Consider the following 13,194-nt stretch of genomic DNA (forward strand, 5'->3'; position numbering starts at 1 on the left):
CTAGCGCCGGACCCGCCGAAAAGGTTGATCCTGCTCATGAGCCAAGCCCCCCTCGTCCTGGTGGACGGTTCGTCTTACCTTTACCGCGCCTTTCACGCGCTGCCACCACTGACCACCTCCAAAGGCCTGCCGACCGGTGCGGTCAAAGGCGTGCTGAACATGCTCAAGAGTCTGCGCAAGCAGTACCCGGACAGCCCGTTCGCCGTGGTGTTCGACGCCAAGGGCGGGACATTTCGCGATGAGATGTACGCCGAATACAAGGCCAACCGCCCCAGCATGCCCGACGACATGCGCGTGCAGATCGAGCCGCTGCATCAGAGCGTGATCGCCCTCGGCTTCCCGCTGCTGTGCGTGGAAGGCGTGGAGGCCGACGACGTGATCGGCACCCTCGCCCGCAGCAGCGCGGCGGCAGATCGCCCGGTGATCATCTCCACCGGCGACAAGGACATGGCGCAACTGGTCGACGGCCACATTACCTTGGTCAACACCATGTCCGGTAGTTCGATGGACGTTGAGGGCGTTAAGGAGAAATTCGGCGTCGCTCCAGAGCAGATCATCGATTATCTGGCGCTGATGGGCGATTCGTCCGACAACATTCCGGGTGTTCCGGGCATCGGCCCGAAGACTGCGTCCGGCCTGCTGGTGGGCGTCAACGGGGGCCTCAACGAGTTGTACGCCAATCTCGACATCGTCCCGACGCTGCCGATTCGCGGCGCGAAAACCCTGCCGGCCAAGCTTGAAGCGCACAAGGAGATGGCGTTCCTCTCCTATCAACTGGCGACCATCAAGGTCGACGTGGCGCTGGACGTCGAACTCGACGATCTGCAGATGGGCGCGGAAGACCCGGCCAAGCTCTACGAGCTGTACACCCTTTTGGAATTCAAAAGCTGGATCAACGATCTGGATCGCGACGCCAAACGCCTGGAACTGAGCACGGCCGCCGAGCCTGCGCCGGCCGACGATCTGTTCAGCGCGCCAGTGCAAGAAGCACCAGTCGCATCCGCTGAGGCCGCTTACGAAACCATCCTCGATCAGGCGCGCTTCGACGTCTGGCTGGAAAAACTCAACAACGCCAAGCTGTTCGCCTTCGATACCGAAACCACCGGCATCGATGCACAGCAGGCGCAACTGGTCGGTCTGTCGTTCGCTGTGCAGGCGAACGAAGCCGCGTACATCCCGCTGACCCACTCTTACATCGGCGTGCCGGAGCAACTGGATCGCGACACCGTATTGCGCGCGCTCAAACCGATTCTGGAAGACCCCAGCAAGCTCAAGGTCGGCCAGCACGCCAAGTTCGACATGAATATCCTGGCCAACTGCGCCATCGGCGGCGATCAGAACCAAGGCATCAACGTGCGCGGCATCGCGTTCGACACGATGCTCGAGTCCTACGTGCTCAACTCCACCGCGACCCGCCACGACATGGACAGCCTCGCGCAGAAGTATCTGGATCACACCACCGTGAGCTTCCAGGACATCGCCGGCAAAGGCGCCAAGCAGCTGACCTTCGACCAGATCGCCCTGGAACAGGCCGGGCCATACGCCGCCGAAGACGCCGACATCACCCTGCGTCTGCACCAGACCCTGTTCGCAAAACTCAGCGCCATCCCGAGCCTCGCCAGCGTACTGACCGACATCGAGATGCCGCTGGTGCCGGTGCTGGCGCGTATCGAACGCCAGGGGGCGTTCGTCGACGCAGAGCTGCTCGGCATCCAGAGCATCGAGTTGGGCAACAAAATGGTCGCTCTGGAACGCGAAGCCTTCGAAATCGCCGGGGAAGAATTCAACCTCGGCTCGCCGAAGCAACTGGGCGTGATTCTCTACGAGAAACTTGGCCTGCCGGTATTGAAGAAAACCGCCAAAGGCCAGCCGTCCACCGCTGAAGAAGTGCTGGCGAAACTGGCCGAGGACGATCACCGCTTGCCCAAGGTGCTGATGGAGCATCGTTCGATGAGCAAGCTGAAGAGCACCTACACTGATCGTCTGCCGGAGCAGATCAACCCGCGCACCGGGCGCATCCACACCTCCTATCATCAGGCTGTGGCGTCGACCGGGCGTTTGTCCTCCAGCGATCCGAACCTGCAGAACATCCCGGTGCGTACCGCTGAAGGCCGGCGCATTCGTCAGGCATTCGTGGCACCAAAGGGCTACAAGCTGCTGGCGGCTGACTATTCGCAGATTGAACTGCGGATCATGGCGCACTTGTCCAAGGACGAAGGGCTGATGAATGCCTTCCGCAACAATCTGGACGTACACACGGCGACCGCTGCCGAAGTGTTCAAGGTTGAACTCAACGAAGTGACCTCCGATCAGCGCCGTGGCGCCAAGGCGATCAACTTCGGCCTGATCTACGGCATGGGGGCACAGAAGCTCGGCAAGGACATCGGCGTCGACACCAAGACCGCCAAGGCCTACATCGACACGTACTTCGCCCGCTATCCGGGGGTTCGCGAATACATGGATCGTACCCGCGCGCAGGCGGCGGATCAGGGCTATGTCGAGACATTCTTCGGTCGTCGTCTGTACCTGCCGGAGATCAATTCGAACAAGCCGCAGGAGCGCGCCGCTGCAGAACGCACGGCAATCAACGCGCCGATGCAGGGCACGGCTGCCGATATCATCAAGAAGGCCATGGTGGCGGTGGACAACTGGCTGGCGACGTCCGGTCTGGATGCCAGAGTCATCCTGCAGGTGCACGATGAATTGGTGCTGGAGGTCCGTGAGGATCTGGTCGAGCAGGTCAGCGCCGAGATTCGCGTGCACATGAGCGAAGCGGCAAGACTGGATGTGCCGCTGCTGGTCGAAGTCGGGGTGGGCAACAATTGGGATGAGGCTCACTGAGCCGTTGCGGCCGTCTTGCCGCGACACAACGTCGCGGCAACCCCGGAGAAACCTGCTTATTTCGAAAAGTGCGGAAGATTATTCCAAAGCTTTTTGAAAAAAATCTGAACTAATCTGGAAAGACACTACTCAGAGATACTGAATGGCTGGTGAAGCCCTTCGATGCTCCTATGTTGTGTTAAGTGTTGGCAGATATCTGAACCCCGCCCTAGCGGTTCGGAACTTAAACCCCGGAATTTCTCCCTCCCCAATGAAATCCGGGGCTTTTTTTGCCCGGAATTTGTCTGTAGCGCGCTCGTGCTGCGTTGAAAACACAGCTCAATGCTCATTTCAGCCCCTAAAGTCGAGCGCGATCCCCGCCATTTTTAGCTGCGATGCTGCCCTGCCTGCGCGCACCACAGCCAATTTCCACATCCCCTGTTACTCAGTCGCCTCGACGCCTTTGTCCGCGAGTTCCATCCAGCCGGCCAATACAGTGTAGGCCTCTTCCAGGCCCATGCGTTTTGGCGCCGAGAACAACTGGATCGTCACCAGGTCACCCCAACCCTTGCGAATTTCCGCCTGCACTTTCAGCAAAGTGTTCTTGGCTGCGCCGTAGGTCAGTTTGTCGGCCTTGGTCAGCAGGATGTGCATCGGCATACCGGCCGCAACGGCCCAGTCGAGCATCAACAGGTCGAAGTCGGTCATTGGATGACGGATGTCCATCATCAGAATCAAACCTTTCAAACTCTCCCGGCCACCGAGATAAGCCTCGAGGTGACGCTGCCAGTGTTGCTTGAGCGGGATCGGTACTTTTGCGTAACCGTAGCCTGGCAGGTCGACCAGACGCCGATCATCGTCTAGCTTGAAGAAGTTCAACAGCTGTGTGCGGCCCGGAGTTTTCGAGGTGCGCGCCAGGCTGGCGTGAGTCAGGGTGTTCAGTGCGCTGGACTTGCCGGCGTTGGAACGACCGGCGAAAGCCACTTCGAAGCCTTCGTCGTCAGGGCATTGATCGACTTTGGCGGCACTGAGCATGAACGTGGACTGTTGGCACAGACCGAGGATGGGATTCTTGAGTTGCATGAGATTTCCGATGTGGGCGGCGCCGGGATTGGGCGCGGAACGCGGTGTCGCTTCCGTTTCAGTGACGCCAGTATATAATGCCGCAGATTTTGTGTGTGCTTTGTCCCAGCGAAGGACGAAGTTCATGAGAGCGACAGACCTTGATTGCGCACTAGAACGCAGAACGCTCTCAACCCTGAAAAGGTCGTTTTATGACGAAATGGCTGCTGGCTGCCGGGATCTTGGTGCCGCTTTACAGCGCACAGGCTACACAGGAACCGGAAGCCGTGTACAACCGTGTTTGTGGTGCCTGTCATTCCGGCCAACTACCCATGGCGCCCAAAAGAGGCGATCAGGAAGCTTGGACGCCGAGGTTGGCGAAAGGTATGGAGACGCTGGTGCAACACGTGACCCAGGGTTTCAAGGCGATGCCGCCGCGTGGTTTGTGCATGGACTGCAGTGCCGAGGATTACCAAGCCATCATCCTTTGGATGAGCGAGTAAGCCCGGTCCATAACTTAACCCTTAGCCGTAGTTGGATTAGCTGATGAACAAATTGATCGTGAGTCTGCTGTTGACCGTGGGAATCTCAGGCTTCGCCCATGCTGCCGGTGATGCCGCAGCAGGCCAGGCGAAAGCCGCCGTATGTGGAGCCTGCCATGGCCCTGACGGGAACAGCATGGCGCCAAACTTCCCGAAACTGGCGGGTCAAGGTGAACGCTACCTCGACAAGCAATTGCACGACATCAAGTCGGGCAAGCGCCAGGTTCTGGAAATGACCGGCCTGCTGACCAACCTGAACGATCAGGACCTGGCCGACATCGCTGCCTATTTCGCCAGCCAGAAAGGCAGTGTCGGCGCTGCCGATCCGAAGATTGTCGCTCGCGGTGAAGCCCTGTTCCGTGGCGGTAACCTGGAAAAAGGCCTGCCAGCCTGCACCGGTTGCCACTCGCCGAATGGCGCTGGCAACGCCGCCGCCGGCTTCCCGCACCTGGGTGGCCAACACGCTCAGTACATCGCCAAACAACTGACCGATTTCCGCAAGGAAGAAGGCGGTCGCGCCAATGACGGCGATGCCATGACCATGCGCACCATCGCGCGCAAGCTTAGCGACGAAGACATCGCCGCAGTCGCCAGCTACATTCAAGGCCTGCACTAAGACTGCAATTGCCAGCGATGGATCTCGCGCAACGTTAACGCTCGATTAATCCGTCGCAGCAACTATAAAAAGGGTGGCTTGGGCCGCCCTTTTTTGTGGCCGCTGCCGTTACACTACAGAACTCATGCCCGCCATGACCTGTCTGAAAACAGGTCGCGCGAGGCGACCAAAATTGTCCAGGAGTAAAGCATGCGTAATCTGATCATCAGCGCCGCCCTCGTCGCTGCCAGCCTGTTCGGCGTGACTGCTCAAGCCGCCGAAACACCAGCCGCCCCTTACGTCGAGCTGGCCAACCCGGTACCGGTTGCAGAGCCTGGCAAGATCGAAGTGGTCGAGCTGTTCTGGTACGGCTGCCCGCACTGCTACGCCTTCGAGCCAGTGATCAACCCGTGGGTTGAGAAGCTGCCATCCGACGTCAACTTCGTGCGTATCCCGGCCATGTTCGGCGGCCCGTGGGACGCTCACGGTCAAATGTTCCTGACCCTCGAAGCCATGGGTGTCGAGCACAAGGTTCACGCCGCCGTATTCAATGCGATCCAGAAAGAACACAAGAAGCTGACCGACAAGAACGACATGGCTGACTTCCTCGCCACTCAAGGCGTGGACAAGGACAAGTTCCTTGCCACCTTCGACTCGTTCGCGATCAAAGGTCAGATCGTAAAGGCTCGCGAACTGGCCAAGAAGTATGAAATCACTGGCGTTCCAACCATGATCGTCAACGGCAAATACCGCTTCGACATCGGCTCTGCCGGTGGTGCCGAGCAAGCGCTGCAACTGGCCGACCAACTGGTCGCCAAAGAGCGAGCGGCCACCAAGGCAGCCGCCAACTAAGCGCGGCAACCGCCATGCGCCGCTGGAAGTCCGAACGCATCGTTGGCCTGCATGATCCGCAGGTCAACGAGCATCACCTGGCGTCAACGGGCCTGCCCGCAGACCAGCGTCTGCGCTTGCTCAGTTTCAACATCCAGGTCGGCATCAGCACCGAGCGCTATCGGCATTACCTGACCCGCAGCTGGCAGCATCTGCTGCCGCACACCGGGCGCTCAGGCAATCTGCAAAAGATCGGCGATCTGCTCGGCGACTTCGATCTCGTCGCCCTGCAGGAAGCTGATGGCGGTAGCCTGCGTTCAGGCTACGTCAATCAGGTCGAGCACCTGGCGCATCTCGGCGCTTTCCCCTACTGGTATCAACAACTCAATCGCAACCTGGGCCGGCTGGCCCAGCACAGCAATGGCGTGCTCAGTCGCCTGAAACCGTGGGCGATTGAAGACCATCCGCTGCCCGGCCCGAAAGGGCGTGGCGCGATCCTCCTGCGTTTCGGCGAAGGCCCGGAAGCGCTGGTGGTGGTGATGATGCACCTGGCCCTTGGTGCACGCACACGCAGCCTGCAACTGGGCTACATTCGTGAGTTGATCGGTGGCTATAAACATCAAATATTGATGGGTGACATGAACACCCACGCCAGCGATCTGCTACAACAGTCACCGTTACGCGATCTCGGTTTGCTGGCTCCGCAGGTGGAAGCGACCTTCCCCAGCTGGCGTCCACAGCGTTGCCTTGATCATATTTTGCTCAGCCCGACCCTGACCCTGGAAAAGGTCGAAGTGCTGGCACAACCCATTTCCGATCACCTGCCGGTCGCGGTAGAGATTCGTCTGCCGGGTTCGCTCACGGCCGATGCATTGCCCGCGTTGAGTCCTGCCCCTCGCGGAACCCCTGAATGAGCGACGAAGCCCAGCGCTGGAAAGAGAAGTACCTTAAAAGCATCGAACAGCAGGACAAACTCGAACGCCGCTGGGCCGCCAGGCTCGACTTGCTTCGACGTGGTCTGGTGCGCAGCACGCTGGCGGCTGAGGGCACCGACAAGGTCGTTGATCAGTGCATGAAAGAGATGCGCGATGTCGTCCGCACCGACGACATGGACGCAGGCCTTGCCGCGCTGCTGCCGCGCCTGGAAAAAGCCGTGCTCGACTCCGAGCAGCGCCGTGAAACCCGCATCGATCAGGTCAGCACCGCGCTGACAGCGCTGGTCACCCAACTGCAATCGTTGCCGTTACCGCGAGACGTCGCGCAACCGCTGAAGAAGTTTGCCAAGCAACTGGATGGCCGCGTCGGTCAGGCGCGGGAAATGCCGCTGCTGCTGAGTGAGCTGAGCGGCTTGCAGGGCAAGGCACTGAGCCTGCTGGAAACACCCGCAGAGCCCGGTCGTCCGGGATTATTGCAGCGTCTGTTCGGCAGTCGCGACAGTGAAGAAGCCACTGCGCCGACAACTGATGCGCCCGTGCAACCCGCGCCCATTGTGCAACCAGCGGCAGCCGCGCCGCTGACTGAAGCCGCTCCGGTACAAGTCGCCAGTGAAACGGTGGCGGCGGCCGCCCCCGCTGTCCCCGCACCTGCGCCAGAGACCGAAACCCCGACGCCTGCGGCGCAGTTCCAGGCAGAGCCGGAGGTGGTCGCCTTCGTTCCGCCCACGGTCGTCAGCGAAGTCGCCAGCGCGCCAATGGAGCCAGAGTCAGAACCATTCCAGGCCGAACCCGTGTTGAGTCAAGGGCCGACACCACCAGCGGCGCCCCTCACACCCGCTGCGTTCAACCCCGACGAACTGATTCTCCCCGGTGAAGCAGCGCCGTTGATCCTCGACAGCCTGCCCCTGCCCGAACCCATCGCGCAGGCGCTGGCCGCCATCGATCCGGAACAATCCGAGCACGACATCCTGTTCGCCCTGCCGGATTCCCCGGAGCCGTCCTACAGCTCCGTGGCCAAGCACATCGAAGACACCCTCATTGGTCTGCTCGACGACCTGACCCTGCCCGAACGCCACCGCCCGCAGGCCGAAGCCATGCGCGAGCGGCTCAAGCATGGTTTGAACTGGTACGAACTGATCCCGATCCTCGACGATCTCGCTACGTTGATGCTAGCGATCACCGACAGCGGTCAGCACGAATTCGAGGCCTATCTGCAACAGCTCAACGAACGCCTCGAAGCGTTCCAGAGCAATCTGCAGGCCGCCAGTGAAGGTCACGCCGACAACCGCTCGGCGGCGCGGGCGATGGATACGCAGATTCGTGAGCAGGTCGACGGCTTGCAGACCAGCGTTCAGGAAGCGGCGGATCTGGATGACCTCAAGCAGGTGCTGGAGAACCATCTCGAAGGCCTGCTGGGCACCATGGATCATCATCAGAAACAGCGCGATGCCCGCGAGCAGGAAGTGGCGGCACGGCTCAAGGGCCTGTCCGAACGGGTGGCACACATGGAGCAGGAAGCCCAGGGCTTCCGCGAGCATCTGGAAGAACAGCGGCAGAAAGCCCTGATCGATCCGCTCACCGGCCTGCCCAATCGCGCCGCGTGGAGCGAACGCCTCGAGCATGAAATCCAGCAATGGCAGCAACACGGCAACACCTTGAGCCTGGCGATGCTCGACCTCGATCATTTCAAGCGAATCAACGACAATTACGGCCATCTCGCCGGTGACAAGGTCTTGAAAATCATCGCCACCGTGTTGCGCAGGCGTCTGCGCGGCACGGACTTCATCGCCCGTTTCGGCGGCGAGGAGTTTGTTCTGCTGATGCCCGCCACCCCGCCAGCGATCGGCGCAAAACTGCTCGAAGGCCTGCGCGCCGCTATCGAAGCCTGCCCGTTCCACTTCAAAGGCGAGCGAGTGACCATTACCATTTCCATGGGACTGGCAACATTCCGTGCCGGAGAACACAGCGATCTGGTGTTGAAAAGAGCCGATCAGGCGCTGTATCGAGCGAAAAACGCCGGGCGCAACCGGATCGAGCTTGGCTGAGGAAATTGTGCCATTTTGTTTAAATCCGTCTGCTGACCGTCAGTACACCAGTCAGTACGTTACACTGTTGCATTATTGTCTTGTGTGTACTGTCTTCTGCCATGAAATTCTTTGCCCTGCTCGCGTCGCTGCTCGTTCTGGCCGGTTGTGCCAGCGGCCCGCGTTACGACACCAGCCATCCTTCGGCCAATTACGACAGCCGCATCCAGTTCGTGATCGTGCATTACACCTCGGCTTCGCTGGAGCGGTCGTTGCAACTGCTGACCCATGGCGAAGTCAGCAGCCACTACCTGATCGGCGACGACAAGGGCGGCACGGTCTACAAACTGATGGATGAAAACCAGCGCGCCTGGCATGCCGGCGAAAGCCAATGGCAGGGCCGCACCTGGCTCAACTCCAGTTCGATCGGCATCGAAATCGTCAACCCGGGCTTCAAGGACACGCCAACCGGGCGCCTGTGGTACCCGTACAGCGAAGCGCAGATTCAATCGCTGATCGTCCTGCTCAAGGACATCAGCAAGCGCAACGGCATCAGCCCGCGCCACATCATTGGTCACAGCGACATCGCCCCACTGCGCAAACTCGATCCTGGGCCCTTGTTCCCATGGAAGCGCCTCGCCGCTGAAGGCTTGGGCGTGTGGCCAAACGAAGCGGCGGTCGCGCGCCAGCAGATGCTGTTCAACCGCGGTGAACTGCCGAGCATCGGCTGGTTCCAGGCGCAACTGGCGCACCTGGGCTACGACACGCCGCAGACCGGCGAACTCGATGTAGCGACACGCCACGTCCTCGCTGCCTTCCAGATGCACTTCCGCCCTTCGCGCTTCGACGGCACGCCGGACGCGCAAACCGCAGCACTGCTGCTGGTACTTAATCAGACAAAATAATGACGCCCGCCCGACGGTCAGGGCGAAATTGCATTCAGCAGCTATAACTCATTGGTAATTCTTCGGATATTCCATGATGGTTGCTACCCGAGAGGCACTGCGTAGCTGGTTCTATCGCCCCTGGTTTTTGGCGATGATCGCGGCTGTCCTCAGTGCCTGCCTGCTGATCGCCGGCGGCATGGTCGTAGCGATGCGTCAGATCGAGCAAAGCGAGAGTCAGGAAATGAACGCCCAGGGCGAGCGTTTTCTCGCCCGCCTCGAACAATTGTTCGGACAACTGCGCGAAAGTCTCGACGATCTCGAAGCCCAGCCATTACGCAGTTGCGACGACGAAATGATCGCCACCCTGCAGCAAGTCACCTTCAACTATCGCTTCGTCTATGAAGCCGCCTACATGGATAACTCGCGGATCTGCTCCAACCGTCCGCGCCAGGATGGCTTGTCGGTCGTCCGCGCACCGGATATCAAGGGGCCGACCTACAGCTATTGGCTGAACACCACCACCGAACCCGATGAAAACCGCGCCGCTTTGATGTTGGGGCGCGGTAACTTCCGCGTCGCCACCTCCCGCGGGCACCTGACCGATATGGTCGATCTGTCGCCCGGCAGCAGTCTGTTGGTGGTGCTGGACCGTGGCACCCGAGCCATTCCTGTGCTGGGTACAGAACAGGCCTGGCCGCCCACCGAACATTGGCCGCCGAAAAGCCACGATGCCTTGCAGGTCACACAAACGCGGCTGATCTATCGCATGCCCACCAATAACCCCGAATACCAACTCGTGCTGATCACACCGCGCACCGGCATGCACATCCCCGCCGTCTGGTGGTGGATGATTCCGGTCTGCCTGATGGCCGGTGCCATTGTCGGGTTTCTGGTGTTTTTGCTGGTTCGTCAGCGTCAGTCTCTGGATGCCGAATTGCACGGCGCAATCCGCCGTGGCGAGTTGCAGGTGCTTTATCAGCCGATCTTCGACCTCGACAGCCGCAACTGCGTCGGCGCCGAAGCCCTGCTGCGCTGGCGCCGCCCCGACGGCACGCTGACCAGTCCCGACCTGTTCATCCCGTTGGCGGAGAACACCGGACAGATTCGCCAGATGACCGACTTCGTCCTCCAGCGCCTGCTGGAGCAGTTGGGCCAGTTGCTTCGGGCCAATCCGCAACTGTATATCTCGGTAAACCTCGCCGCGTGCGACGTGATGGTGCCGCGCATCGGCCAGGTGATGGCGCGGCTGCTGACGTTGCACCGGGTCGCCGCCCGGCAAATCGCCTTCGAGGTCACCGAGCGCGGCTTGATCGATGTGGTGGTGGCACGGGAAAACCTGCAAGCCCTGCGCGATGTCGGCCATCAGGTGCTGATCGATGACTTTGGCACCGGCTATTGCAGCCTCGCCTATCTGCAAACCCTGCCGGTGGACTGCTTGAAAATCGACAAGGCCTTTATCGATGCACTCGGCCACGATGCAGCCAGCAGCGGCGTCGCACCGCACATCATTCACATGGCGCAGGCACTGGATTTGAAGGTGATTGCCGAAGGCATCGAGCTGGAATCACAAGCCGAATTGCTCAGCAGCGAAGGGGTGAAATTTGGTCAGGGCTGGCTGTTCGCCCATGCATTGAGCGCTGTGCAGTTCATTGAACTGATCACGCGCGGCCGACGCCTGGCCGGCAGACGCCTGGATGACGAAGCCTAGACCGCCAGCGCCATGTAGAACTGCGTGCCCTGCCCCGGCCTTGAATAAACGCCCATGCGTCCGCCGTGCAGCTGGACGATTTCCTTGCACAGCGCCAGGCCAAGCCCGGCGCCGCCCTTCTTGCGTCCGACCTGTACGAACGGCTCGAAAATCCGCCCCTGCTGGCCGTAGGCAATGCCTTCGCCGTTGTCTTCGACGCTGATGATCACCCGCTCGCCATGCCGGCGAGCCTGCAGACGAATCTGCCCTTCGCGGGCGGTATGGCGCAGGGCGTTGTCGATCAGGTTGTCGAGCACTCGATCCAGTTGTATCTGATCGGCCTGCAAGCGCGGCAACGGTCCCTGCACTTCCACATACAAAGCGATGCCCTTCTGCGCCGCCGCATCGGCAAAACGCAGTTGCGCCTGCTCCAGCAAATCCTCGATGGAGCACGGTGCCAGCGTCAGTTTCTGCAAGCCGTTCTGGTAGCGCGAGAAGTTCAGCAGGTCGTTGATCAACTGCATCAGCCGCTGCATTTCTTCGTTCACGGTGTCGAGCAAGTCGGCTTCGCGGGACTCCACAGGAAATTTCGCCCGCTCGCGGAACAGGCCGAATGCCATGTGCATGCCCGTGACTGGCGTGCGCAGCTCATGGGACGCACGCAGGACGAACTCACTGCGCACCCGCTCGAACGCGCGTTGCTCGGTGACATCGTGCAACACCATGACCGCGCCGAGGATATGGCCTTGGGTGTGGCTGACCGGCGTCAGGCTGAACGTCAGCAAACGCGATTCGCCATCAACCTCGATACTCAGATCTTCCGGCGCCCGCTCCAACGTACCGCCGCGCAGCACCAATTGCAGTTGCTCGTCGAGTTCCGGTCGTTCCAGTGCAGCGCCCAGCCCCTGGCCGAGACGGTTATCCTCCCAACCCAACTGGCGCTGGGCCACCGGGTTGAGGTGCTCCAGATGGCCCTGGCGATCAATCATCAGCAAGCCGTCGTCGATGCTGTCGAGCACGGCTTGCAACCGTTGCTGGCCGGCCAACAGCTCATCGACGTTGGTCGCCTGATGCTCACGCAACGCTTCGGCCATGAGCCCGAAGCGCTTGGTCAGCTGATTCATTTCCATGGCCGACGAGATCGGCAGCGTCACTTCGAAATTGCCTTTGCCGATATTATCCGCCGCCCGCGCCAGCGCCTCGATGGGCGCACCGAAGCGGCGAGAAATGGCATGCGCCGTGACAAAGCCGATGATCAGCACCGCCAGGCCGACCAGCCCAAGCAGCCCGGCGATCAATAACGCGCGATCCCGGGACTTGTGCTGCACGGCGTTGATCGTGTCCAGGGCATGCTTGTGTTCGGTGATCAGCCCGTTGCGCAAGGTGTTGAAGCGCTCGCGGAAATCCGCGTTGCTGCTCATGGCGCTGGATGGGTCACGGGACAGATCAAACGCCTCAAGGAAACTCAGGTAATCGGCTTTGGCCCGACTGAAGCCATAAGGGCGACCTGCGCCCTCCTGCTCTTGGGCGATGCCTTCGTCGAGGAGTTGGAAGTAATGCTGTTTCGATGCTTCGAAAGCGACCGGATCGCGCTTCTCCGCGAGCATGATGATCAGTTGATCACCGAGGGTTTGCCGCAGTTTGAGACCCAGATCGAGGGTGATGAAGTTGCTGCGCAACAGCGCCTCCTGACTGCTGGCCATTTGCATCACGCTGACCAGCCCGAGCAACAGCCCGAGCAGCGCCACGGTGATCAATGCGGAAATGCTCAGGAACAACCGCGTGCGCAACTTCATCGCCAGTTTCATCGT

The 13,194-nt window shown here is 60.6% G+C and carries 10 protein-coding genes; 8 read left to right on the plus strand and 2 right to left on the minus strand.

Annotated features, from left to right (window positions below; all coding sequences use genetic code 11):
- Positions 1–36 precede the first annotated feature (36 nt).
- Complete coding sequence (gene polA / locus AACY19_RS22940) at positions 37–2,841, plus strand: DNA polymerase I (RefSeq protein ID WP_339453889.1); 2,805 nt, start codon at positions 37–39, stop codon at positions 2,839–2,841.
- A gap of 420 nt (positions 2,842–3,261) precedes the next feature.
- Here the strand turns inward: polA and yihA are convergent, their stop codons facing one another.
- Positions 3,262–3,903, minus strand: a complete 642-nt coding sequence (yihA, locus tag AACY19_RS22945) for a ribosome biogenesis GTP-binding protein YihA/YsxC (RefSeq protein WP_339453890.1) — start codon at positions 3,901–3,903, stop codon at positions 3,262–3,264.
- Positions 3,904–4,094: 191 nt separating this feature from the next.
- Between yihA and AACY19_RS22950 the strand changes: the two genes are divergently transcribed.
- The 7 genes from AACY19_RS22950 to AACY19_RS22980 all read left to right on the plus strand — a co-directional run bounded on the left by AACY19_RS22950 (position 4,095) and on the right by AACY19_RS22980 (position 11,404).
- Entirely contained in the window at positions 4,095–4,385 is a 291-nt protein-coding gene (locus tag AACY19_RS22950; protein ID WP_339453891.1) for a c-type cytochrome, read from the plus strand.
- A 43-nt stretch (positions 4,386–4,428) separates the two neighbouring features.
- Positions 4,429–5,040: a c-type cytochrome gene (locus AACY19_RS22955; RefSeq protein WP_339453892.1), complete on the plus strand. Its 612-nt coding sequence runs from the start codon at positions 4,429–4,431 to the stop codon at positions 5,038–5,040.
- A 189-nt stretch (positions 5,041–5,229) separates the two neighbouring features.
- Positions 5,230–5,871 carry a thiol:disulfide interchange protein DsbA/DsbL gene (locus AACY19_RS22960; RefSeq protein ID WP_339453893.1) on the plus strand — a complete coding sequence of 214 codons (642 nt, stop codon included), beginning with the start codon at positions 5,230–5,232 and terminating at the stop codon, positions 5,869–5,871.
- Positions 5,872–5,885: 14 nt separating this feature from the next.
- On the plus strand, positions 5,886–6,764 hold the full coding sequence (locus AACY19_RS22965) for an endonuclease/exonuclease/phosphatase family protein (protein ID WP_339453894.1): 879 nt from the start codon (positions 5,886–5,888) through the stop codon (positions 6,762–6,764).
- Complete coding sequence (locus AACY19_RS22970; RefSeq protein WP_339453895.1) at positions 6,761–8,830, plus strand: GGDEF domain-containing protein; 2,070 nt, start codon at positions 6,761–6,763, stop codon at positions 8,828–8,830. Before AACY19_RS22965 ends, AACY19_RS22970 begins: the two co-directional genes overlap by 4 nt.
- A 101-nt stretch (positions 8,831–8,931) precedes the next feature.
- A complete protein-coding gene (locus AACY19_RS22975; protein WP_339453896.1) occupies positions 8,932–9,714 on the plus strand; it encodes an N-acetylmuramoyl-L-alanine amidase in 783 nt (260 codons plus the stop codon).
- A gap of 73 nt (positions 9,715–9,787) precedes the next feature.
- A complete protein-coding gene (locus AACY19_RS22980) occupies positions 9,788–11,404 on the plus strand; it encodes an EAL domain-containing protein (protein WP_339453897.1) in 1,617 nt (538 codons plus the stop codon).
- Here the strand turns inward: AACY19_RS22980 and AACY19_RS22985 are convergent.
- Positions 11,401–13,191, minus strand: coding sequence for an ATP-binding protein (locus tag AACY19_RS22985; protein ID WP_339453898.1), 1,791 nt, complete (start codon positions 13,189–13,191; stop codon positions 11,401–11,403). The genes AACY19_RS22980 and AACY19_RS22985 overlap by 4 nt on opposite strands.
- Positions 13,192–13,194 lie beyond the last annotated feature (3 nt).

Source organism: Pseudomonas sp. EA_5y_Pfl2_R50 (assembly GCF_963970475.1).
GTDB lineage: Bacteria > Pseudomonadota > Gammaproteobacteria > Pseudomonadales > Pseudomonadaceae > Aquipseudomonas.